We start from the raw sequence: 23,728 nt of genomic DNA, 5'->3' as shown, positions 1-23,728 counted from the left end.
TTATAATGTTTAATATTGACTATTTTAGTTTTTCCAATACGCGTTGAACCAACAAGGTTACCAGTTCTTCTTCGTTTGATCCGTCAACTGCTACTGCTTTTGGTTCTTCTACTGCCATATTTTCTGCTTTTCGCAGGTCTGATAGTTCAGCTGTCCCGTATGCTACACGACGGATATTGAAGAGATTGAGCGGGCTGACATTATCAGATGTCGCGCTGCCACCCACTGCTCCACAACCTAAAGTAAAGGCTGGGAAGAGACCAGTCGTTGCACCGACACCACCTAGAGCTGCTGGCGTATTGATCAGCAGACGAGATACTGGTTTTTTCAGTGCAAATTCACGAATAATTTCTTCGTTTTGACTGTGGATAGCAAGAGTGTGGCCTGCACCTTCATGATGCAAAATCTTAATACTCAGCTCACAAGCTTCCAACCAGTCCTTAACAGTGTAGAAGCCCAAGACCGGAGCCAGTTTTTCCATAGAATATGGATACTGCTTGCCGACGCCTGTTTCTTCTGCAATCAAGACCCGAGCATCAGCTGGAACTGAAATACCGGCTAACTCAGCAATCACTTGCGGTGTTTTACCAACCATCTTCGGATTCATTGCGCCACTCGGCTGGATAATGAAGGAGCCTAATTTCTTAGCATCTTCTGCTGGAACAAAGTAAGCACCTTGTTTCTTGAACTCTGCTACAACTTTTTCCTTCATATCTTCTTCAACGATGATAGACTGCTCAGATGCACAAATCACACCATTGTCAAAGGTTTTAGAATCCAAAATCTGACGAACTGCTTTTGGCACATCTGCTGTTCTTTCGATGAAGGCTGGACCATTACCAGGACCTACACCGATTGCTGGTGTACCAGATGAGTAAGCTGCTTTGACCATGGCATTTCCGCCAGTCGCCAAAATCAGATTTGTATCCTTGTGCCGCATCAACTCATTTGTAGCTGCGATAGATACCCGATGAATCGCGCTGATGGCTCCATCCGGACAGCCAGCTGATTTAGCAGCTTTCTTGATGATTTCCACCGTTTCCTCAATACACTTAAGAGCATTTGGGTGAGGAGAGAAGACGATACTGTTTCCTGCCTTCAAGGCGATCAAAGCCTTATACATAACCGTTGATGTCGGGTTGGTTGATGGAATCAAGCCAGCAATGACACCGACTGGAACCCCAACTTCCAAGACTTTCTTTTCCTTGTCTTCGCTGAGAACCCCAACCGTTTTCATATCCTTGATTTCTTCAAGAATACCTTTGGAAGCAAGAGCATTTTTCAACACCTTGTCTTCCCAGCGGCCAAAGCCAGTTTCCTGAGCCGCCATCTTCGCTAGGCGTTCACGCTCATCATAACAAGCTTTCGCTACTACTTTTACAATGGTATCAATTTGCTCTTGGCTCATTTTAGCAAGTTCTGCTTGGGCTTTCTTTGCATCCCGAATCAAATTCCTTACTTCCTGAATCGATACCAAATCTTTATCTTCTAAAAACATCCGCAATTACTCCTCTCCTATTGTTTCCATCAAAGTCTCAACGAGAAGTTTCTTGTTGGCAAATTTGATTTCTTTCTTGCTGAGACGGATACCTTCTTGATGATAGGCAAGGCTGCGTAGTTCGACGACTTTTAGTTTTTCCAGTTCTTCTCTGGTGTAGGTCCTTGTCTCTCCTTCAAGCTTCTCTGCTGGTTCAGCCTTAGTTTCCTTTACAGGCTGAGGCTTTTCTTCGATTTTTTCTGAAGGGATTGTTTCCGCCGTAGAAGCAATCTCTTTTTTAGCTGTTTTACTATTTCTCTTTGGTACAAAGAGAAGGTCTGTCTGATTATCCAGCCTAGAAATTACATGGCTGGCCAGATAGTAAGGTTTATCCTGTACCAACTCAACTGCCGCATCAACCGCTGAGCGGACTGCACTGACATCGCCTATCAATTGAACCGTATTCAAACCAGCTTTGACCGTTTCAATATTAAGCAATGATACATTGGCAGCCTTCAAAGCCGCATCTGCAGCAACTACAGCACCTAGATAACCTTTTACTTCAATTAAACCTAGTGCTCTATCTGCCATTTAATCAACTCCTAATCAATAACTTTTAGGATCATTTGCTACTGCGATAACTGCATTCGCAAATGCGTCGCAGGCAGCTCGGCATGCTGACTGTGATCCGACCAGAAGGCCGCCGGCAAAGTTGGTTTCGCTCGGTGGTCCATAGAAGGCTCCAACTTGCACATCTGCCGCTTTCAAAGCCGCATCCAGTGCCACCATAGCTTCACCCGGTGGAGCAATCAAGTAAGCAATTGCTGTTCCTTCTTCTGCATTAGCACCCTCTGACAGGTAAGAACCTGCACGAGAGATACAATGAGCAAAATAAGGAATACTGTCATCATCATTGGCACTGTAGAAGCTAGCCCCATTTTCGATTTCATAGACTGCTACATCCAGACCGCTGCGAACTTCTTCTGGGTTTGGACCAGCCAAGATACCGATGACTTCACCAGCCAGCTTAGTTGAAGCGTTGCCTGCACCAGCATACATACTGCGAGCATAGACCACTTCGACATCTGCTGCCTTGGTTGCTTCATCCAAGGCTACATAAGTGACATCATCACAGTCAGAAGTGATAATTCCCAGGCTTCTGTGATGTGGTTTAAGCTCCAAAGAAGCTGCCAAACCTGCATCCACGTTTGAAATCAGAAGGGCACTTAATACATTTGCACCTAATCGATCATTTTTCAAAGCCACTACCTCCTATTATTTCAAATCAATTCCTGATTTCTTATTATCAAGAATCTTCTTAATGATTTCTGCTACATAGGCTCCAGCTTCAACGGCTGGTGTTCCGCCTTTATGAATATTGGAAACAACGGTCCGTTTCGCTTCTGGCATACCAACTGTTGGCTTGTAAGCCAGATAAGCACTCATAGACTCAGCTGTTACCAGACCTGGACGCTCACCGACCAGCATACAGATAACTTCTGCTCCAGTCAGTTCTGCGATTTGGTCCATAGCTGCAACCCGAGCATGCTTGATAAAGAGTACTTCACCAAAGTCCAGTCCGAACATTTTCAGACCTTGCTTCAGAGCTGGCAGGAAGTCTTTGACGTTAGCCTCGATAGCTGATGAGCTAAGACCATCACCAACGACAATCTGAACTTTGGCATTAGGTTTGCATTTTTCCTTGATAATCGCCTGCTGATCTTCAGGGAAGACCCGGCCAAAATCTGGACGTGTCAAATATTCATCTTTAGTAGTCGCCTTAGTCTGTACAGGAATGAAGCCCATTTCCTTGATAAAGTCATCTGAGACATAGGAGAAGACCGCATCCTGAGCTGCCGCATGGTCTGCACGGAAACGCAAAACACTTTGTGTCTTGTAGCGATCACCTGCTCGCCATAAGCCCAGACGTGCCGGAGTAAATTTCTTAATCTTCCGGTAAGCTTCTTCATTGATGGCATTCGGAACTAAGAACTGTTCCTGGATATCTACTTCTGTTATATCCGGAATGATGCCATCTTCAATCACTGAAGTGTCTTGTTTGACTTCTTCCTGCAGAGAAACCGCAGGTTTTTCAGCTTTGTTCTGGTCAGTCGCTGCTGTTTCTTTAACAGCTGAGTCGCCGCCCATCTCATTTAACAATGAGCGAATCATTTCTTTTAATTGCAATTCATCCACAATGATTTCCTCCTTGCTAATTTGATTTCATAAAGATGGATCCGTCTCCGCCGATTTCTGTCAGGTGGCCATCTTCCATCAAGCCCATCTTTTCCATCCACTCTTCAAATTCCTTAATCGGACGTTTATTGAGAAGTGAACGCATGGTTGCTGTTTCATGGTAACCAGTTGTTTGATAGTTAAGCATGATATCGTCACCATGAGGAATCGCCATGATGTAGTTAACATTAGCTGCTCCGAGAAGAACCAAGAGATTTTCAGCGTCGTTTTGGTCAGCTTTCATGTGGTTAGTGTAGCAGATATCACAACCCATTGAGATACCAGTCAGTTTGCCCATGAAGTGGTCTTCCAAACCAGCACGGATAACCTGCTTAGAATCGTAGAGATACTCAGGTCCGATGAATCCAACAACGGTATTTACCAAGAATGGATCGAAGCGTTTAGCGAAGCCATAACAACGAGCTTCCATAGTCACTTGGTCTGCTCCATGGTGAGCATCAGATGAAAGTTCAGAACCTTGACCTGTTTCAAAGTACATGACATTCGGTCCAGCAGCTGTTCCCACTTTCAGAGCTGTATCCCAAGCTTCTTGAATGATTTTAGCATCAAAACCAAAGGCTTCATTTCCTTTTTCAGATCCAGCGATAGACTGGAAGACCAATCCTGTTGGAGCACCTTGATTCATGGCTTCAATCTGAGTAGTGACGTGAGCTAGCACACAGTGCTGAGTTGGAATCTTGTACTCTTCGATGAAGTCGTTAAACTTATGCAAGACACGTTTGGTACTTTCTACTGAGTCGTCTACTGGGTTCAATCCTAAGAGAGCATCCCCACATCCATAAGCAAAACCTTCCATAGTAGAAGCCATGATACCGTCTGGATCGTCTGTGGTATGGTTTGGTTGAAGACGAGAAGAGAATGTTCCCGGCATACCAATCGTTGTATTGGCATGTTTGGTAATGACAATCTTATTGGCAGCTACAATCAAGTCCAAGTTAGTCATCAACTTAGCAACTGCTGCTACCATTTCAGAAGTCAACCCACGAGACAGCCACTGAATATCTACGTTCTTAGTCTTGTTATCCAAGATCCATTCACGCAGCTCTTCTACTGTCCAATTCTTAATCTTTTCGTAAGTACGAAGATTGACGTCGTCGATGATAATCCGCGTTACCTCATCTTCTTCATAAGGCACTACCGGATTATTGAACAAATCAGACAGTTTTAGCTGAGCTAGTACAACCTTAGCAGCGACACGCTCTTCGGCAGATTCTGCTGCTACTCCGGCTAGCTGATCTCCGGATTTGTACTCATTGGCTTTGGCCAGCACTTCTTTTACGGATTTAAATTCGTAAAGCCGACCAAACAATTTTGTTTTCAAAATCATGGATTACTTCCTCCTTTGTGTAAATAAAAGTTTAATTAAACACCAATGTTTTCACAACAATCGGTAAGACCGAGCCTTCAATAACTGGATTACCAATATCGATATAGTCGCCATTTTGAACATCCACTGAGTCAATGCAGACAAATGGATAATCCTTAGGCAACTGAGCAAAGAGACATTGACCTAAAACCTTGGCCATATCTTCTCTGACTACCACTAGCAGCGGAATTTTCTTTTCAATACTTTCGCTCATTCCGCTGACAATAGCCTCTGCGTATTCCAAAACTCGGGCGAAGCTTGGGCTTTTTTCTCCATTGATTGCCAAAGCCACCTGCTGGACTTCATTTTCCAGTGTGAACCAGGCCACCTTGTCCTTGATAATCTGCTGCAGCCCCTCCTTATCCTCATGCTCATCAGAAGCTGCCAGTTTGAGAACTGGAATGTTCTTAATAGGGAGGATATCAGAGATGTAGGTAATGGTACTGCCGCTGACATCGGTCGTATGGCTGCCGGCTCCAACAACGGTTGCCCGAATAGTCTCAGCTGACTGGATGACTTTCTTTTGATCAAAAATCTTGGATTTTCTCAGCGCCCTGCCAAGCAGGATACCGATATCCCCATAGCGGAAATCATCCGCCGAGGTCGTTTCCAAATATATTCCATCAGCTACACCACCAGAAAAGGATACGCAGTGGAGATCATAGTTCAACTTGAGACCGTGGTTGGTCTGTAGGAGCTCATAGTAAGGACTGTGATTGTCAATTCCTACAGACTGTTCTAATACGGAGACCATTTCTTGAATCAGCCGATCCAAATCAGCCCGATGGACCGTTTCACCAACTGCCAGCTGAAGCCCCTGCTCTGCAATGATAGTCTGCAGTTTTGGAGCAATATAGCTAATCCGCTGGGTCTGCGGATCCATCTTTATCAGCCGACCTCCGATATCAAAACACCCTGTATCAATCACATCTCCTTCTCGAAAGACCGCCAGATTGGAAGTCCCCCCACCAATATCAATATTGACGACTGATGTATGATGCTCTTGAGAATACTGATGACTGCAGGCCCCTTTACCAGCGATGATACTCTCAAGGTCTGGACCAGCCGTCGCAACGACAAAGTCACCAGCATAGCCACTCAGTGCTTGAAGCACCTGACTGGCATTTTCCTTGCGAGCCGTCTCACCAGTAATGATGACTGCTCCCATCTGAATATCTTTTTTCTGAATGCCTGCTTTCGCATACTCATTCAGAACAAAGTTTTTGATCTTATCCACCTCGATCAAAAGTTGATCCGAAATTGGTGTGAAGATAATTTCACTTTTATAAAGAACTTTTTTATCTGTAATATAGACACGAGGAATAGTAAACACAGAAGCAATATTCTCGATGGTAAGCTCTGACAAGATCAGCTGTGTAGTGGCTGTCCCGATATCGAGCCCCACACTCAAAATTTTATCTGACATACTAAAAACCTCCAAAAAAAGACGCTCAAAGCAATGCAAACAAACAGAGTTCATTTACATTCTTCAAGCGTCATTGCTTTTTTCGACTGACATCATTGTTAGTCTGGTAGTATTTATTTTTTAAAACGAATGGTCGTTGCCGTTCCCTCATGGTCTGAGTGGATAGACAAGGTTCCAAACAATTTTCCTTGGACAAAGCGTTCCACCAAGAGCAGGCCTAGATGATTTTCAAAGGTGTGCTCTTGATTGTAACCGCTACCATTATCCAGTACTTTTAAAGTTATTATATCATTTTTAAGTCCAACCTGCAAACGGATTTGCGGTTTTTCTTGATTTTTTTTGTCCTTAAAAGCATGTTCATAGCTGTTCTGCAGTAATTCATTGACGATTAGCGCCAGTGAAGTGGCCCGGCTGCTATCAAGACAGAGTTCCGGTTCCAGACTATAGGTAAGGGTTATTTCCCTATGCCCGGAAAAACAACGCTGAACATTTTCGATAACTCTCTTCAGCAGATGCTCAATCTGAATGCTGTCATCCTGCTGAGAAGACAGGAGCTCGTGAGTCGCCGCTATGGAGAGCACACGATTCATACTGTCATTAAGAGCTTTTTTTGTGTCTGCTCCTGGACTTTGCTGAGCCTGTAGTCGCAGCAAGGAAACAACGGTTTGCAAGTTATTCTTTACCCGATGGTTCATTTCACGAATGGTAGTTGTATGGGTTAAGAGCTGTGCTTCCTTTTCCTTAATGTCTGTAATATCCTTACAGATCATGACCACATTTTCACTCTCAGCCAGCAGATAGCGTTTGACCAAAAAGCAATAAGTGCCATAATGTACCTCAACTTGGTGAGGTTTTTCTTGAGGGGCTTGCGGTCCCAGTTGCTGGATTTCTTCAAAAGTCAGACTGTCTAAGACCAGATTGCTATAGTGCATTCCCTCAATCGAGTCCATATAGCCCAGCTTATGGCGATAAGAATCGGCAGCTGCTTGATTGAAATACTTGAGATAGCCTTGCTGGTCAAAGACCAGACAAGCTTCGTCAATATGATCAAATAAAACAAACTGCTCTTGAGCTGAAATCTCAGGAGTGCTTCGCAACCCAAAACCGCCGTCCTCTTTATCCAAAGAAAAGTGGTCCGGTAAAGTCTGAGGAGCATTTTTTTCGATAATCAGCGTTCCGATGACGCGCTCTTCTCTCACTATCGGAAAGACCGTCTGGTGGATGGCTAAGCCCTCCTGCGATCTGGCCGAAAGCCCAATCGAGGGAGCGCCCGTCTCCAAGGTCCGGATAACACCTGGCTCATTTTCCAGGTAAGCCATAGCACCTACGACCGAGTTTTCGTACAAGCTGAGCTTGCTTTCCGGTTTTTTGTGAAAGATGACAATGGCATGTTCCGAAAAGATATTCTTTACGTCAATGAAGACATCTTCATTAGCATAAGCTGAGTTTTTCAATAATTCGTCAGCCTGTTGGACAAGATGCTCGATATCAGCCTCATCCAAATTTGTCTGTTCCTGACAAAGCTGCTTTATCTTATCTTTATACATCATTACACATCATCTTGGAGCACCAGCAATTTAGCAATCTCAATCATCGGCACTCTCTTTTGCATACTAATTGTCCGAATGCGCTTGAAAGCTTCTGGCTCTGACAAATGATCACGAGCCATCAGCAAGCCTTTAGCCTTTTCAATCACAATCCGATCGTCTATTTTTTTAGACAGCTTGACCATTTCATTGGACATCTGCTGAAGCTGGCGGCCCTTCTCAATGCAGATTTCTACCATTGGAATCAAGGACTTGGCATCCAAAGGTTTAACCAAGTAAGCACTAATCCCATTGGTTTTAGCTTTTTGAATATAGTGTTCATCGCTGTAGGCTGACAGTAGAATCACACTGTAGGCTAAAGCGTCTTCGAGTATCTTCTTACCCGCTGTCAGGCCATCCAGAAGCGGAAGCTTGATGTCCATCATGACCAAGTCACAACGATATTTCTGACACAAATCAATAGCCTCAAAGCCATCGGATGCCTCAGCCACCACTTCATAATCAGCTGCCTCTAATATATTTCGGATATCTAATCTTACAATTGGATCATCATCAACAATTAGTATTCTGCCTTTCATACTTCCCCTCGACAGTTTGATTTTTTATGTCCGCGTTACGACAGTGCTGGAGAAGCCCAAAATCTCTTCCAGACCTTGTAAAACGGCAATGAGAGCTGCCTCAACAGAAGAAACGTCACCTGTCATCACGACAGAGCCGCTGAAACGATCCACAAAACCAACTTGAACATCCGCAGCCTTGGTCGCAATATCAACCGCAATGATAGCCGCTTCACTCGGAGTGATCGTCAAGATTCCAATCGCATCCTTGATTTCTGCCTGCAATCCCAATTTTTCAAAAATGACTTCATCAGGATTAGCGATAAGGTGCGCCAAGGTCACTTGTTTCCCAGGAACATATTCCTGTATCATTCTTTGTTTTTCTTCCAATTTAGTAAACCTTCTTCATGATTTTAAACCTTCAGAAGTGTACTGCATGCTCTTAATCATTATACAATAATTTTGGCATAACAGCAATTCAGAGGATTAAAACGCTTTCTCTAATACTTTAAGCAGTTCTTCTGCCGTAGGAACGCGAGGGTTAGTCGGAGTACAGCCATCATGCAGAGCAGCTTCTGAAATTTCTACCTTGTACTGAGCAAAAGCATCTGCTTTCACACCATATTCTCTTAGAGAAGTTGGCATCTCCAGCTTTCTTTGCAGTTTCTTGATGGCTTCAACCAGCTGTCTTACTCCTGACACAGGACTTGAAGCACTGCATCCCAGTAGTTTGGCAATATCCTGATAGCGACTTGCTACAGTCTTGTCTGTCACCTGCCGGTTCCGATTGTTGAATTCGATACCAGCATTATATTGAATGACATGGGGCATTAAAATACTATTTAAACGACCATGAGGTACATGGAATTTAGCGCCTGCCGCATGTGCCAGACTGTGATTGATCCCCAAAGAAGCTGTGTTAAAGGCCATACCAGCCAGAGTGGATGCTGCATGCATCTTTTCACGCGCTTCTACATCCTGACCATTTTTGTAGGCTTTAGGCAGGTATTCAAAGACCAGCTTGATTGCCTTTTCAGCCAAGGCATCAGAGAAGTCCGTAGCCTTGGTCGATACATAAGCTTCAATGGCATGAGTCAGTACATCCATTCCAGTGTCAGCCGTGATGTTACCAGGAAGTGACAGAACCAAATCCGCATCTAAGATCGCAACATCCGGAAGGATTTCTTTGGTCACTAAAGGATATTTGGTACCTCTCTCTGCATCCGTGATGACAGAAAAGGACGTTACTTCAGATCCAGTTCCGCTTGTCGTCGGGATGGCGATGAGAATAGCCTCGGAGAAGGCACCCTGTTTCTTGGCAAAATAATACATAGCCTTGGAAGCATCAATAGCAGAGCCGCCACCAATAGAAAGCACAATGCTGATTGGCTTGTCTCCTGCACTCTTGATACCAGCCACAACCGTTTCGATTGGCGGATCAGGCACAATATCCGTGAAAACAACAATATCATTGCTGTCATCAAAGTTGGCTAAAATGGCATCCAACGTGCCAGATGTCTTCAAAAAAGGATCGGCAACGACTAGAATATGCTCGTTTTTATAATGGCTTAATTGCTGCAGAGCGCCCTTGCCCACATGCAATTCAGTCTTATAGGAAATCTTATACATCTTTTCTCCTTTCTGTTGTATCTATTTTTAAACAAAAAGAAGCTATATGAAAATAAGACTGTTCCCCTACACACGTCACAGCATTTTCATATAGCTTCATTGCTTATTTATCTTCAGTACCCCTTTGTACTATATTGAATTATAACACAAAAGCGCTTTCATAGCAATGAAAAAGTCATTAATATAAGAAATTTTTAGCACCGCATCTCACAGCAAAGGCAAGCTTATTTAAAGGATTAAATTTTTATTAAAATTTAGTTCATTTTCCTTGTAATTCCCTGTGAAAGGTGTTACAATCTAGTTACTAGGAAATTGATTTTAGTACTTTTAAGGATATGGAAGTCTGGTGCAAATCCAGCGCGGTCCCGCCACTGTGATAAGCTTTTCAGCTTTAAGTCAGGTCTTTATTCTTAAATTTTAGTAGATTTCATGCCTCGATGTAAGGTAGTGATGTCAGTTTGGAACAAACATTTTAGCTTAGTTTCCATTATTGACTCTACGTTTAAGTACGTTAATTTTCTAAAGATGAGGTTTCTCTTGTCTTTCTGCAAAGGAGCAGAGTCAATAATTGGAAAGCTAGTGCTAATCAACGAAGCTTAGCATGAAGATACGATGATGTATAGGCGGCTTTCTTTTTTAGAACATCAAAATAAGTTCTGTCCTTCCAAGACTCGGTAAAGTCCGAATTGGAAAGACAGAACTTTTTCTGTTTCTTTTTATCACTGGCGCTTGCTCGCCCAACGCTCAACATCTGCCTTAGTAATATTGTGGAAGACCTTGGCACCTCTTTCGTAGGCGATGTCTTCTTGATGCTTGGTAAAGTTGATTACTCGAGCCAAGGCAAAGAAGTAATCTGACAGACGGTTGACAAAAATCAGGACATTATTGTTAATTTCCGTAGTCCACATAGCCCCTACGATATGGCGTTCTGCCCGTCTTGCAATGGTCCGAGCCACATGAATCATGGAAGCAATCTCGTCACCGCCTGGTAGGATAAATCTTTCCAGAGCCGGTGGAATTTCTGCGTAGGTATCAATCCTCTCCTCAATCCAGTCAATCAGCTGCTGATCGACCTTATAAGGGTAAACTCCCTTTGGTGTAGAGAGGTCTGAACCACAGTCAAAGAGATAATGCTGCAGCTGGAGCAACTCATCTCTCAGCTTATCATCCTTCTCCAGCTTGGTAATAGTATAACCAATCCAAGAGTTAAGCTCATCAATGGTTCCGTAAGCATTAACCCGTTCTGCATCCTTGGCGACACTTTGACCGCCAACTAGCTTGGTCAAGCCCTTGTCACCTGTTTTTGTATAGAGTTGCATATTTTTCCTCCTTTAAGTCACATTTTTGCGAATATCAACATAATCTTCTTCTTTCAAGCTGCCTTCAGCAAAGGTTGGCATGTGCTCCATGGTATAGACAGCATTTTCCAGCAGAAAGAAAGCCAAAGGACAGCCCGAGCCTTCACCCAGTCGCATATCCAGCAAAAGCATAGGCTCCAGTCCTAGAAAGTCACTGACCAGTTTGTAAGCAGGCTCCGTCGAAGCATGGGAAGCAAAGGTATAGTCCAAGACATTAGGAGTCAGCTGATGGGCAATCAGCAGCCCCGTCAGAGAAATAAGACCGTCCACTACACATGGCAGCTGATAGCTGGCACAGGCGAGATGAGTGCCTGCCATAGCCAGCATATCTAGCCCACCAAGCTTAGCGGTCAGATCCAGAATATCTCCATAAGGAGCGTGACGATCCAAACACTGCTGGATAACGGCTGTTTTATGAGTCTTCATATCCTGAGTCAGACCAGCTCCATAGCCTGTGACGTCTTCTGCTTTGAGACCGAGAACTGCCGCAATGACAGCAGCCGAGGTGGTGGTGTTGCCAATCCCCATTTCTCCTGTTCCAAAGAGACGATAGCCGTCTTTAATCAAGGCCTCTGTCTTCTTGTAGCCGACTAGAATTGCCGTTATGGCCTGCTCGCGAGTCATGGCCTGCTCCTCAAGCATATTGCGCGTCCCATGACAGACCTTGTCCTTATTTTCCTCAAAGATATCCTTCTTGCAGCCAATGTCTACCAGGCAGATGTCTGAACCAGCATGTTTGGAAATAGCACACAAGCCTGATTTCCCTGCTAGAATATTGCGAGCAACAGTATAGGTCGTTTCCTGAGGATTGGCAGAAACGCCTTCAGCCACGATGCCATTATCCGCTACGTAGACAAGGACAATCTTCTTCTCCAAATCAATGGGACCAGAAAACATGGCATGCAAGCGAGCATAGATGGTCTCGAGCTTCCCTAAGGAGCCTGGCGGCTTTCCTAGCTGATCACAGTAGCGCTGGCCTTCTTGAAGCTTGTCTTTATCTATCGGAAGAATCTGCTCAATAATTTTTTCTAAGTCTTTCAAACTAGTCTGTCTCCTCCCTGACCGGCTGCACCCCTTCAAAAATAATCCTGCTCAAGTTCCGAGTCTGATAATAAGCCCCACTGGCTGAGCGAGCTAGTTCAGCCTCCAATTGAGGCAAGTTTTGTAGCTGTTCCCTGCTCAGCAACAGACCAACCAATGTACCACTATGGGCAACATTGAGACCTAAGCACTGGTGTTCTTTTACCAAAGCCAGTAATTCTTTCAGATAGGGCTTGGGCAGCCGTTGGTTGTTCAACAAAGCACTATAGCTCGCTAAATGGCCAAGTTTTTCCAAACACTTCTCCTGACAAGCCTCCTGAAAGAGAGGAAGCAAGCGCTTGGACTCCTCAGCCGGATAGCTAGGACTGTCCTTCATCCGAACCAAGTCAAGAGTTGTCACCATCTCCACAGGCTCCAAGATATAGACATAAAGCTCCGGTCGCCAGTCTGTCTGCCAGACCACTTGACCAGTCAGGGGATTAATGACCGTCCAGTCCGCAAAAGCCACCGAGTCAGTAGGCTCAATCTTGGCACAGAGACGAGTCAAATCTGCCGCTCTTAGAGGCTGCTTCTGCCCCAGAGCAGCTGCCTGCAGGCAGCTAACCATATCTGCTGTGCTGCTAGAATAGCCCTTGCTGATAGGCAGGTCTGACTCCTGAACAAAAGAGAAAACATTGGACTCAGGCAGGAGCTCCAAAGCTCGCCTTACCTTTTCACCTTGGGCTTGCCTTGCGAGAGACGAAGCCCCGTCCAATCTCACTCGACTGCGCTTCTCAATCCCATAAGAGAGCAGAACCTCCTGCTCTCCTACTAAACCTTGAAATAATTCACCGCAGGAACCTGGGCAGGAAACGATTCCCTTAGTCATAAGCTGCCTCTTTCGCCAAGACCTTTGTCAGACAAGCCAGAAGCTGTTCATTCTCCTGATGGCTGCGAATGGCTAGGCGGTAATGTCGGTCTGTCAGATCATGATAATTTTGACAGGAACGGATGAAAATCTTTCTCTGCCGAAGCTCCTGACGCAGATCCTGCTGACCTAAATATTCAAAGAAGATATAGTTGACACTAGGCTTGACCGGCCGAATCTGTGAAAATGCAGTCAGTCCTTGAAAAAGGAAGTCCCTTTCTACTCGAAGCCACTGCTTGGTAGCTTGCTGATAGACCTCGTCCTCCAAAAGGACAGGCAGGGCGCGATCCGCCATAGCATTAACCGACCAAGGAGCGCGGCTCCCCTCTATCTCATCAAAGCAAGTTGGATGACAGCTGAGAGCATAGCCCAATCTCAGACCAGGAATAGCATAAAACTTGGTCAGAGACCGCACCACTACTGCATTTGGATAGGCAGCCAGACATGAGACGAAGCTATAGTCCTCCTCATCGTCCAGAAAGTCCATAAAAGCCTCATCCAGTATCAAAAAGATTTGCCGCTCCTGCAGCTTCTCAGCTAGCTTTTCTAGATCAGTACGCCGAATCAAGGTACCCGTCGGATTATTAGGATTGCAGATGAGCACAGCGTCTCCTACAGTCAGTGAATCTAAGGCTGGCAACATGTCAGCTAGATTCCACTCATAGGATGGAGAAGGAAGGCTAAAGCGCTCCACCTTGGCCTGCACTTGCGAGAAGGCTTTTTCATATTCCATGAAAGTAGGACTCAAAGTCAGGACAGTTTTTGGACGCAGGAAGCGGGCCAGCTCATAAAAGACTTCTACCGCACCATTTGCCAGCAGGACATTGTCCTTTTCTAGGTCATGATGATGTGCCAAAAGCTCTCTGGAGCGGCTGTAGCTGATGTCTGGATAATGAACCAGCCAATCAATGGACTCGGTCAGACAAGCCCTAAGCTTTTGAGAAATCCCCAAAGGGTTGATATTGGCACTGAAATCCAGACAGTCTTCTAGAGAAAAACCAAATTCCTCAGCCAAAGCTGCCGCATTTCCACCGTGCTCTACTTTCATAAATAGACATTCCTTCCTCGTTTCCTTGTTAGAATCTAGTATACCATATTCGGCTTTTTCGTCCCTAGTCTGCCTCCAGATAAGCCTGAAGACGGTCAATTCCTTCGTTTTCCGTCGCTGATATTTCAAAAATTTCCTTGGCTCCAGCCGCTTTCAGCTGCCGCCGTGCTTTTTCGATTTGCTCCGGCTGTTCAGCCATATCAATCTTGGTGACAATGCCAATGACTTCTTTATTGAAGAGGGAAGAAAAGCCTTGAGGAAAGGTCTGCATCTGATTGGAAGCCGCCACCAAGAGACCAATCACATCAGCCTCCGTTGCAGTCACGTTCAGAGCATTATAATACTTACGATGCTGGAGAAATTCTCCGGGCGTATCAATGATGGCATCATAGAACTCAATAGCCTGAGTCTTAAAGTAGCTTAGCTCCAAGCCTTTCAGTCGCTGGGTCAGAGTAGTCTTACCCACTCCGACTGGACCGACAAACATGATTTTTTTCATATTTTGCATCCATTCCTCTCTATGACAGGGAACTGCCTGCTATCTGCTTAGCTGGGCTTCCTTACTATCTAGTTTGATAGTTTCCCTGCCATTGAGCAGTACACCTTTATTTTCATCGCGGCCTTGCAGGTAGTAAAGTGCATCTTCCTGACCGTAAGTTTCAATTGCCTTAGTTTGCAAAAGACCGATTCCCTTGCTAGGATCTCTCAAAAGATTGAAGATAATACCCATTTGCAGTTTAGGGAAGTCCTTGAGCATAGCATAGTCGCCATTACTGTCACCGGCAATCAGGATTGGTTCTTGATTGTCATGATTGACAGCAATCAGCTTTTTGATGGTCTCTGTCTTGCCCTCACCTTGAGTCTGAGCATAGTTGGTATCGTATTCCGGCTGAATTACTCCCTTGTCATCCTTTTTCAAACGCATAGCAGTAACATTTTCTTTAGGAATATTGTAGCCATACTTAGAATTGCTAGCATAAGGGATAATCACATCGATATAAGACGCTGAGCAGATATAGACATCAATGCCGTTAGCCATCAGAGTCTTGTAGAGATTTTGCATTTCCTTGACCGAGCGAACACCGCGCTTGAAGGTCACAGTGATTTGGCCTGACTCACCTTTCAAGCCTTCTGGACTTTCCCAAGTTTCAGAAGTCAGCTTGTCCTCAAGAGCTTGGTCAATAGACTTTTCAGATAGAGCTTGAACTTCTTCAGAAGTCATACCTGCATAGAGGTAGGTCACCCATGGATAACTGATGTCAGAGCTGAAGGTATCACCAATCGCTTCGTAAAGATAGCGGAGTTTAGCAGCAAAGTCTTGGTATTCATCGGTCTTTTTGACTTCTTCCAGAGACTTGTCTCCTTGCATTCCCTTATAGCTATTGTAAATAACCGTGTAGTCAGAAAGCAGGTCAGCCGCAATCTTGTCAATGTTCACTGGTTCACCATCTTTGTTATGGAAATCTTCAACAAAATCGTCGCTCGGTATATTGGTCCGCACTGCTTGGTCAAATTCTTCCGGCGTCATCTTAAAGGCCAGATTTTCAATTTGATAGGTAAAGGTTGCTTCGCCAATGTCGTTGATGACTGTCGTATTGTCCCAGTCAAAGACGGCATAAGGTTTTTTATTTTTATCATAGCTAGAGCTGGTGTTCCCATTCTCCTTGATGAGCTTAGTCAGGCGGGCATAAAGCTTGTCTTCCCAAACGCCCTTATCCAAAGTCTTAGCCTTGTCCTTATCCGTTGTCTCTGTCTTAGCCGAGGATGACTCAGTCGTCGTCTTATTATTCCCCGCTTGACAAGCTCCCAGAAGCAAAGCCAAACTACAAAGCAGCACAATTCCTTTTGTCCGCATAGAAACAATCCTCCATAAAAAATAATAGTGCGCAAAAAAATGGCAGAAAAACCCCTTTGATTCTGAAACACTCGCTTCATTGCGATCAAATCAGGCTTCCTTGCCATTTTCTATACTGTTATTATATTATAAACTATCTGGCAGACTTTGTCAATGAAGCGCTTTCAGATTTGTAAAAAAATAAAGGCAGAGAAAAATTATTTCTCTACCTTAGCAAACTTTTAGAATATAAACGCTATAACTGTTTAACTACATAGGAGATATTCGGAACACCACTCAACTTTTTGTCAGTTACTAAAAACACCTCAAATCAGTTCATCACTTTTCAGATGATTCCTTATATAAATAGCTGCATAAACCGCATCTACCATAACAGCTGGCAAAGTCAAGGTCAACAAAATTCCCAATAAAACACCAAAAGCAATCTGAATATAGCCTGTTAGGAGGGGGGGAATGATTGTTGCCCCAGCAAAAGCTATAGCAAAATTATTCCACCATGTTTTCTTTCTATCTCCCTCTTTTACTTGATTAAAAGCCCAGACTTTCCCCTGATTCTTTGGGAGATAGTACCAAGCATAGAGGCCACAAGCAAAGATAAAAAGGAACAACATTGGCATAACATAAAATAGACTCAAATCTGAATCATAGACAGTTCGTGCACTAATAGAATCTCCGTTTGAGATGAACATCAATAATCCGATAAAGGTTAGGCAGACCAACACTGTCCAAGACACTAAAGCAATTAAAATATAAGTCAACGACTTAAAGCGATTGATTAAAGAGTTAAAACAAGCAAAAAAGACACTAGCCACATTAATAATAATGCATATAAGAAATACCGTTTTAATAGTGCCAATATTATCCTCATAGCCCCCACCAAAATATAAAAATAAACTAATTGGTAAGCTAATCCATGGATATAATTTAATGTAGCCTAAGCTAACACCATGTGTGATCAAAGGACCATGGTATCTTTCTCTTTCGATATTAGTAATCTTCACTTTATCTTTTCTATTTATCTTTACCATTAAAGAAACCAACCTTCCACTAGTTTAAGCCATTAGTTCTATTAGAAAAGATTTGTAAAAATCTGAATTATTTATTGGTCTATAATCTATAATAATCATATTCAAAAAATCGTAATATTTTTTCTTCATTTCGCAGCTCCTGTATTGATATTTTTGTTTCTTCTAAGCTTCTCAGTATTAATTACTCATATCCATTTTAAATCATTCTTGATAAACAATCTAGTTCTAGAGGATACGTTCATATTTCCAGCTTCCCTCTTAATAAAAAAAGGGAAATCGTTTCTTCGACAATCCCCTTTAATTCTACCATTTTTCAGGCACTTGATTTCTCCAGCCTGTGAAAACTTGTGCATAGCCCAATAGATACAAGGGCGTCAATGCGATACTCAAGCCTACCAAGGCAATAATCATATAGAGTCCTGACAGCATAAACAAGCGAGTGATGACTGCTACTGCTGCTGACAGGCAGCACAGGACGATGGCGTGAATCTGCAAAATGTTGATCTTTTGTTTCTGTTCAAAATATCTCAATTTTGAAACGATAACTATCTGATAGAGCAAATTAATCAACTGATAAGACAAGCTGAGTATGATAAAAATCATAAAAAATGCTAAGTGGTTCTCACCAAAAAAGATGGAGCCCCAAAAAAGCAATTCAAAATGAAGAAATAGGTAAGAGCTGGTCGGAATGAGCTGCAAGGCTTTAATATCAAAAAACTTTTGGAAGAGTAAAAAGGCCAGGAACAAGATAAGCGTGTGAACAATAGTAAAATTCATGACTATCATGCTCAGATGATGCATCTCCCCGCGTAAGAAAATAGAAACGATAAATACCAGTGAGATGAAAAATAACTCAACTAAACCAGCCTTATAAAAATCTAAGTTTCTGATTGGATTACAATCCGTAACAAGAACATTCAAAAATTCATAATATCTCTTTTTCATTTTGTAAACTCCCATTGTTTAACTTTATAAAATTTCCCCTAAACTTTGCGGAACTTTCTATAAAAAAATTCCACATTTCATTATATCATACAGTATATAGGCTAAGGAAGTCTTATAAAACTATAGGTATAGTTCTATAGGATAGTTCCCTTTATTAATCATTCGCCAAGTTGGCATTTTTCCGCTATAATAGTAAGGATGAACATCAAAGAAGAAATTATTAACTTAGCAAAAGAAATTGGGATTTCTAAGATTGGCTTTACGACAGCGGATGATTTCGACTATCTGGAGAAATCGCTGCGCTTGGCTGTAGACGAAGGGCGAAATTCAGGATTTGAACATAAAAACATCGAGGAGCGGATCAAGCCCAAGCTCAGTCTAGCCTCAGCCAAGACCATTATCTCTATCGCAGTCGCTTACCCCCACAAGCTCAAGCAGCAGCCTCAGAAAACGGCCTACAAGCGGGGCAAATTCACCCCCAACAGCTGGGGATTAGACTACCACTATGTCCTGCAGGACAAGCTGGACCGGCTTGCCAAGGGAATCGAAGAGCTGACCGCTGACTTTGAATACAAGGGCATGGTGGACACGGGCGCCTTGGTCGATACCGCCGTAGCCCAGAGAGCAGGAATCGGCTTTATCGGCAAGAACGGCTTGGTCATCTCCAAGGAATTTGGCTCCTATATGTTTTTAGGAGAGCTCATCACCAATCTGGACATCGAGCCCGATCAGCCCGTCGACTACGGATGCGGAGACTGCAATCGCTGCGTGACAGCCTGTCCTACTTCCTGCTTGATTGGCGATGGCAGCATGAATGCCAAGCGCTGTCTGTCCTTTCAGACTCAGGACAAGGGCGTCATGGATCTGGAATTTCGCAAGAAGATTAAGACTGTCATCTATGGCTGTGATATCTGCCAAATTTGCTGCCCTTACAATAAAGGCTTGGACAATCCTCTGGCGACAGAGATTGACCCCGACCTTTCTCATCCAGAACTCCTGCCTTTCTTGGAGCTTTCCAACGGTCAGTTTAAAGAGAAATTCGGTCATGTGGCCGGCAGCTGGCGGGGGAAAAATATCCTGCAGCGCAATGCCATTATCGCTCTGGCAAATGCCAATGACCGCTCTGCCATTCCTAAAATGCTGGAAATTATCGACAAGGGGCAAAATCCGATTCATGTCGCTACAGCTATCTGGGCTCTGTGTCAGCTGGTGCGTGAGGTCCATCCGGAGATGATAGAACTGGTCATGGGCATCAAAAATCCGACCCCGCAAATCCAAGAAGAGCAAGACCGTTTTCTAGAGAAATTTGGCCTAGAAGAAAAACTTTTGATAGAAAACTAAACCGCTGAGATAGTATGAATCTCAGCGGTTTCTTTATTTTTCTTCTTGTTTGCGGATTTCTTTAATGATGGAGCCCATCTTGACTGACTCGTCGCTGAAATAGCGGTAAAGCCGGCCATCTCCGTCTCCCATGTAGCTGATAGGAGAAAAACGGTCACTACGGAAAGCATCATTCTCATCAATCAAATCCTCATCAACCACGCGCCGAGTGACACGGGCGATGACATTGGTCAAGGCACCGCATTCGACCATATCCAGCACCTGACACTCAATGGATACAGGGCATTGGTCTACCAGCGGAGCATCCACAGTCTCGCCGATTGTGTAGCTAAGACCAGTCAGGGCAAACTTGTCCTTGCGGCTGTTGAAGCCAGCAATTTCAGACTCTTTGGTCAAATCCTTCTCTGGGACATTGACTGTGAACTGCTGGTGCTTGGTAATCTCTGTAATGGCATTCCCCTTGGTACGCATGGCAATAACCATCATACTGCCCAAGGAATAAACCGAGCTTGAGGTCGAAATATTATAGCCGTGCACATCGTCCTTATAGCCTAAAAAGAAGACTGGAAAGCCGAAGTAAAGTTTTCTCGTTTCAAAAGTACGTTTCATATAGGTTCCTTTATGTTTAATTTTAAAATAGATTAGCTAGTTAAGATATTCGTCAGTTGAAATTTCCCTTGTCGCCTATCAACTTTTTTGTCACGGGGTGATGAGCTTGGATAGGCAGCTCAAAGTCCTTTATCTCATCAACAATTTCCCCGTCTGCCATGACCAAAATCCGATGGCAGAGAGCGTAGCTCAGCTTGAAATCATGCGAGATGAAAAGATAAGTCAGCTGGTATTTCTCCCACAAATCATATAGGAGGCGTAACAACCTTCCCTGAACAATGGGATCCAGACCGCTCAGAGCCTCATCAAAGATGAGAACATCTGGCTTTAAGAGTAAGCCGCGGGCGATACAAATCCGTTGAAGTTGGCCGCCACTGAGCTGGCGTGCTAGCTGATTCAGATAGCTTTTATCCAGACCGACGTCTTCTAGAATGGCTTCTACCTCTTCTCTAGCCACATTTTTTGGCAGGGCCTCTGTCAAGACCTGCTCGACTGTAAAATGCGGATTGACCGAATGGAGTGAGTCCTGAAAAACCAGCAAAATTCTCACGCCAGACTTTTTGACTGAGTAGGGCTGGCCATCCAGTAAGACCTGGCCTTGACTGGGCTTTTCTAGACCAATCAGCAATTTAGCCAGTGTACTCTTACCACTGCCGCTCTCGCCCATCAGACCGATCATTTCACCTTTCTGGACGGAGAAGTTACAGTCTTTGACAACCATTTTGCCATCGAATTTTTTAAAAACATGTCTACATTCCAGCATCTTGTCTCACCAACCGTTCGTATGGATTTCCTAAGATAAGGTCTTGGCTATAGGTCTGCGAAGGACTTTCGAGGAGCTTAGCAACCGGCCCTTCCTCCATGATAGCCCCCTGATACATGACAAGCATCTTGCCTCCCAGCTCCCGCGCCAAATGATAGTCATGAGTCACTGTGATGAGGGTCTTTCCTTTAGCCAACTGCTCCTTTAAGATGAGGATAATCTGCTCGCGATTGTGGATGTCCAGTGCCGAAGTAGGCTCATCCAAAATGATGGTCTCTGGCTCTAGGCAAAGCAAGATAGCCAACATGACCCGCTGCAGCATACCGCCGCTGAGCTCAAAAGGATATTTCTTCAAAAGCTCTTCCGGCTCTCCCAGTCTGACTTCTTTCATAGAGGCTAGGGCCTTAGTCAGACAAGCGCTTTTTGAAATCTTGCTATGGCTGCGCAGGGTTTCCCAAAAATGGCTTTGAATGGTCTGAAAGGGATTGAACATAGCCATCGGATTTTGAGACATATAGGCTACTCGGCTCCCCCGCAGCTGCTGCCAGTCCTTGAGAGAATTGCGCTCTAGAGACATGGAGCCATAGTGAACTTCACCTTGCATGCTCAAGGATGAAGGCAACTGGCCAATCAATATCTTGGTTAAGAGGGTTTTACCAGAACCACTCTCCCCAATGATGACCAGAGACTGACCTGCCTCCACTTCAAAGCTGATGTCCTGCAGAATGGTCTTTTGCTCGATTTGGGCTGTCAGTTTCTTTACTGCTATTTTTTCCATATCTGTTTCCAGCCTTTCTCTTCAAAACATTCGGCAAATAGATTAAAGGCGACCACAGTCAGAAAGATAGCCAGTCCGGGCGCCAGCATCATCCAAGTTGCCGTTTGAAAATGGCTTCTAGCATCATGCAGCATCATACCCCACTCGGTAATGTTGGGCTGGACACCGATTCCCAGAAAGGAAAAGCCAGAAATCATGAGAATGATATTCCCGATATTCATCAGCACAATAATCAAAATGGGCTTGTAGATAAAGGGCAGGATATGAGTTTTGAGAATATGAATCTGAGAGAGTCCCATGGTCTGAGCAGAAATGACATAGGCTTCCTCTTTGGCACTCTTGACCAGATTGGCCGTCACCCGAGCATAGTAAACCCACTCTATGATGACAATGGCTAAAATCATATTGGTCATTCCCTGTCCTAATATCCCAACTGTAGCTAGCGATAGCAGAAAGCTAGGAAAGGCAGAAATAACATTTGCAAACCATAAGAAGGTTGATTCAGCCTTTCCCTGATACCATCCAATCAGCAAGCCAACTGTTACACCGATAACCACTTCCAGCAGACTGATGGTCAGGGATAAAAAGAGAGAATAACGAGCCCCGTGCAGCAGACGAGACAAGACATCTCTGCCCAGCTGATCGGTTCCCAATAGATGAACAGCGTCAGGAGCCATTAGTTTGTTTGAGATTTCTACATGCTGGGGATCAAAAGAGGATAGATAGGGAGCAAAGAGAGCACAGATGAAGAGGGACAGCAAAATGACACTTGAAAAAATAAATCGTTTAGACATTGCTCCTCCTTTTTCTGACTCTAGGGTCAATCCAAACTGGCAGCTGCTGGGTTAGAACATTATTTCCCAAGAATAATAGACCAAATAGCAGCATGCAGCACTGAATAATTGGCAAATCCACAGCCTGCAGAGCATCTACAAAAAGAGAGCCGACACCGTTCCAAGAGAAGACTTCCTCGACAATCAAGGAGCCTGTCAGGAGATAGACCAAGGTCAGGCTCAGGCCTGTCGCAATGGCTGGCAGGGAATTTCTCAAGAGATGGTTCTTGACCAGGAAGAACTTGCTGACTCCGCGCAGGAGAGCATTTTCAACATGGACACTGTTCATCTGTTCCAACACAGCCTTGCGGATCAAAGCGGTATATTGACCAATCAATGACATACTAAGGGTCAGACTAGGAAGAATCAAGCTGCTAAAATCCTGCTTACCCGAAACGGGCAACCATCTGAGCTGAACAGCAAAAACCACAATCAGCATGTAACCTAGCCAAAAGCTGGGCATGGAAACGCTGGAAAAGGATAAAAAGCGAGTGACCTTATCAAAGAGAGAACCCTTGTAGACCGCACTAAAAATTCCCAAAGGAATGGATGTAAGCAAAATGAGAGCAAAGGAAGTCAAACCTAGAGAAAGAGTCGACTGGAAACGCTCCAGCACCAGGGGCAGGACAGGAACCTTTAATAGATAAGATGTCCCAAAATCCCCACGAAGAGCTTTAGTCAGCCAGCTTAGATACTGCTGGGGCCAGGGTTGATTGAGTCCCAGATATTCTCTGGCTTTTTCCAAGGATTTAGGAGTCACTTGAATCTTCGATACCCTTAAATAATTTTCTGCTTGATCTGCCGAGGATAGCTTGGCCAAGAGAAAAGTCAATACCGATATCATCAAGAGAGCAGCTAAGAAAGAAACTATTGTTTTAAATAAATCTTTTTTCATAGTCCTTAAAAGAAAAGGGGCGGCTGATAAGCTTTTCACTTAGCAGCACTACTCCCTTTATATGCAAAT

At 44.1% G+C, this 23,728-nt stretch carries 24 protein-coding genes and 1 riboswitch; of the genes, 1 reads left to right on the top strand and 23 read right to left on the bottom strand.

Features of this window, described 5'->3' with window-relative positions; genetic code table 11:
* Window positions 1–19: 19 nt before the first annotated feature.
* From FKX92_RS09240 to FKX92_RS09150, 18 genes are all read right to left on the bottom strand, one after another.
* Window positions 20–1,498 (bottom strand): acetaldehyde dehydrogenase (acetylating), encoded by a 1,479-nt coding sequence (locus FKX92_RS09240; RefSeq protein WP_149566145.1) that lies wholly within the window; start codon window positions 1,496–1,498, stop codon window positions 20–22.
* A 6-nt stretch (window positions 1,499–1,504) separates the two neighbouring features.
* Entirely contained in the window at window positions 1,505–2,068 is a 564-nt protein-coding gene (locus tag FKX92_RS09235; RefSeq protein ID WP_002910480.1) for a BMC domain-containing protein, read from the bottom strand.
* A gap of 15 nt (window positions 2,069–2,083) precedes the next feature.
* Complete coding sequence (gene eutL, locus FKX92_RS09230; protein ID WP_009659835.1) at window positions 2,084–2,737, bottom strand: ethanolamine utilization microcompartment protein EutL; 654 nt, start codon at window positions 2,735–2,737, stop codon at window positions 2,084–2,086.
* A gap of 15 nt (window positions 2,738–2,752) precedes the next feature.
* Window positions 2,753–3,673 (bottom strand): ethanolamine ammonia-lyase subunit EutC, encoded by a 921-nt coding sequence (gene eutC / locus FKX92_RS09225; RefSeq protein ID WP_002919542.1) that lies wholly within the window; start codon window positions 3,671–3,673, stop codon window positions 2,753–2,755.
* Window positions 3,674–3,689: 16 nt separating this feature from the next.
* Complete coding sequence (locus tag FKX92_RS09220) at window positions 3,690–5,060, bottom strand: ethanolamine ammonia-lyase subunit EutB (protein WP_002903902.1); 1,371 nt, start codon at window positions 5,058–5,060, stop codon at window positions 3,690–3,692.
* Window positions 5,061–5,091: 31 nt separating this feature from the next.
* Window positions 5,092–6,525 (bottom strand): ethanolamine ammonia-lyase reactivating factor EutA, encoded by a 1,434-nt coding sequence (eutA, locus tag FKX92_RS09215; RefSeq protein ID WP_149566144.1) that lies wholly within the window; start codon window positions 6,523–6,525, stop codon window positions 5,092–5,094.
* A 113-nt stretch (window positions 6,526–6,638) separates the two neighbouring features.
* Window positions 6,639–8,075, bottom strand: coding sequence for a PAS domain-containing sensor histidine kinase (locus tag FKX92_RS09210; protein ID WP_125401321.1), 1,437 nt, complete (start codon window positions 8,073–8,075; stop codon window positions 6,639–6,641).
* Window positions 8,075–8,650, bottom strand: a complete 576-nt coding sequence (locus FKX92_RS09205; RefSeq protein WP_149566143.1) for an ANTAR domain-containing response regulator — start codon at window positions 8,648–8,650, stop codon at window positions 8,075–8,077. Before FKX92_RS09205 ends, FKX92_RS09210 begins: the two co-directional genes overlap by 1 nt.
* A gap of 24 nt (window positions 8,651–8,674) precedes the next feature.
* The gene (locus tag FKX92_RS09200) at window positions 8,675–9,019 is read right to left on the bottom strand and encodes a BMC domain-containing protein (RefSeq protein WP_002898216.1); all 345 of its coding nucleotides are present in this window, start codon (window positions 9,017–9,019) and stop codon (window positions 8,675–8,677) included.
* A 96-nt stretch (window positions 9,020–9,115) separates the two neighbouring features.
* Entirely contained in the window at window positions 9,116–10,258 is a 1,143-nt protein-coding gene (locus tag FKX92_RS09195) for a 1-propanol dehydrogenase PduQ (RefSeq protein WP_149566142.1), read from the bottom strand.
* Window positions 10,259–10,568: 310 nt separating this feature from the next.
* A riboswitch (adenosylcobalamin (AdoCbl) riboswitch) is annotated at window positions 10,569–10,717 on the top strand.
* A 260-nt stretch (window positions 10,718–10,977) separates the two neighbouring features.
* Window positions 10,978–11,577 (bottom strand): cob(I)yrinic acid a,c-diamide adenosyltransferase, encoded by a 600-nt coding sequence (locus FKX92_RS09190; protein WP_125340456.1) that lies wholly within the window; start codon window positions 11,575–11,577, stop codon window positions 10,978–10,980.
* A 12-nt stretch (window positions 11,578–11,589) separates the two neighbouring features.
* Window positions 11,590–12,657, bottom strand: a complete 1,068-nt coding sequence (gene cobT / locus FKX92_RS09185; protein WP_187759418.1) for a nicotinate-nucleotide--dimethylbenzimidazole phosphoribosyltransferase — start codon at window positions 12,655–12,657, stop codon at window positions 11,590–11,592.
* 1 nt (window position 12,658) lies between these two features.
* Window positions 12,659–13,525 carry a GHMP family kinase ATP-binding protein gene (locus FKX92_RS09180; protein ID WP_149566140.1) on the bottom strand — a complete coding sequence of 289 codons (867 nt, stop codon included), beginning with the start codon at window positions 13,523–13,525 and terminating at the stop codon, window positions 12,659–12,661.
* Window positions 13,518–14,612: a threonine-phosphate decarboxylase CobD gene (gene cobD / locus FKX92_RS09175; protein WP_002911848.1), complete on the bottom strand. Its 1,095-nt coding sequence runs from the start codon at window positions 14,610–14,612 to the stop codon at window positions 13,518–13,520. The genes FKX92_RS09180 and cobD overlap by 8 nt, the downstream gene beginning before the upstream one ends.
* A gap of 64 nt (window positions 14,613–14,676) precedes the next feature.
* Entirely contained in the window at window positions 14,677–15,111 is a 435-nt protein-coding gene (locus tag FKX92_RS09170) for a EutP/PduV family microcompartment system protein (RefSeq protein ID WP_080555648.1), read from the bottom strand.
* A 39-nt stretch (window positions 15,112–15,150) separates the two neighbouring features.
* The gene (locus tag FKX92_RS09165; RefSeq protein WP_002911847.1) at window positions 15,151–16,467 is read right to left on the bottom strand and encodes an HAD family hydrolase; all 1,317 of its coding nucleotides are present in this window, start codon (window positions 16,465–16,467) and stop codon (window positions 15,151–15,153) included.
* Between the two features lie 305 nt (window positions 16,468–16,772).
* Window positions 16,773–17,495 carry a hypothetical protein gene (locus tag FKX92_RS09160; RefSeq protein WP_149566139.1) on the bottom strand — a complete coding sequence of 241 codons (723 nt, stop codon included), beginning with the start codon at window positions 17,493–17,495 and terminating at the stop codon, window positions 16,773–16,775.
* A 303-nt stretch (window positions 17,496–17,798) separates the two neighbouring features.
* Window positions 17,799–18,455, bottom strand: coding sequence for a lantibiotic ABC transporter permease (locus FKX92_RS09150; RefSeq protein ID WP_161543461.1), 657 nt, complete (start codon window positions 18,453–18,455; stop codon window positions 17,799–17,801).
* Between the two features lie 183 nt (window positions 18,456–18,638).
* Between FKX92_RS09150 and queG the strand changes: the two genes are divergently transcribed.
* Window positions 18,639–19,781 (top strand): tRNA epoxyqueuosine(34) reductase QueG, encoded by a 1,143-nt coding sequence (queG, locus tag FKX92_RS09145; RefSeq protein ID WP_002907153.1) that lies wholly within the window; start codon window positions 18,639–18,641, stop codon window positions 19,779–19,781.
* Window positions 19,782–19,814: 33 nt separating this feature from the next.
* Here the strand turns inward: queG and FKX92_RS09140 are convergent, their stop codons facing one another.
* The 5 genes from FKX92_RS09140 to FKX92_RS09120 are packed head-to-tail and all read right to left on the bottom strand — an operon-like array spanning window position 19,815 to window position 23,659.
* Complete coding sequence (locus FKX92_RS09140) at window positions 19,815–20,390, bottom strand: flavin reductase family protein (protein ID WP_002901082.1); 576 nt, start codon at window positions 20,388–20,390, stop codon at window positions 19,815–19,817.
* A gap of 52 nt (window positions 20,391–20,442) precedes the next feature.
* Entirely contained in the window at window positions 20,443–21,153 is a 711-nt protein-coding gene (locus tag FKX92_RS09135; protein ID WP_125352200.1) for an ABC transporter ATP-binding protein, read from the bottom strand.
* Window positions 21,140–21,931: an ATP-binding cassette domain-containing protein gene (locus FKX92_RS09130; RefSeq protein WP_149566138.1), complete on the bottom strand. Its 792-nt coding sequence runs from the start codon at window positions 21,929–21,931 to the stop codon at window positions 21,140–21,142. The genes FKX92_RS09135 and FKX92_RS09130 overlap by 14 nt, the downstream gene beginning before the upstream one ends.
* On the bottom strand, window positions 21,919–22,725 hold the full coding sequence (locus FKX92_RS09125; RefSeq protein WP_149566137.1) for an ABC transporter permease: 807 nt from the start codon (window positions 22,723–22,725) through the stop codon (window positions 21,919–21,921). The genes FKX92_RS09130 and FKX92_RS09125 overlap by 13 nt, the downstream gene beginning before the upstream one ends.
* On the bottom strand, window positions 22,718–23,659 hold the full coding sequence (locus FKX92_RS09120) for an ABC transporter permease (protein WP_149566136.1): 942 nt from the start codon (window positions 23,657–23,659) through the stop codon (window positions 22,718–22,720). Before FKX92_RS09120 ends, FKX92_RS09125 begins: the two co-directional genes overlap by 8 nt.
* Window positions 23,660–23,728 lie beyond the last annotated feature (69 nt).

The sequence above is a fragment of the Streptococcus sanguinis genome, from assembly GCF_008329445.1.
In the GTDB taxonomy this organism is placed as follows: Bacteria; Bacillota; Bacilli; order Lactobacillales; family Streptococcaceae; genus Streptococcus; species Streptococcus sanguinis_O.
The sequence above is the reverse complement of the archived record's forward strand: the minus strand, read 5'-3'. Positions and strand labels throughout refer to the sequence as shown.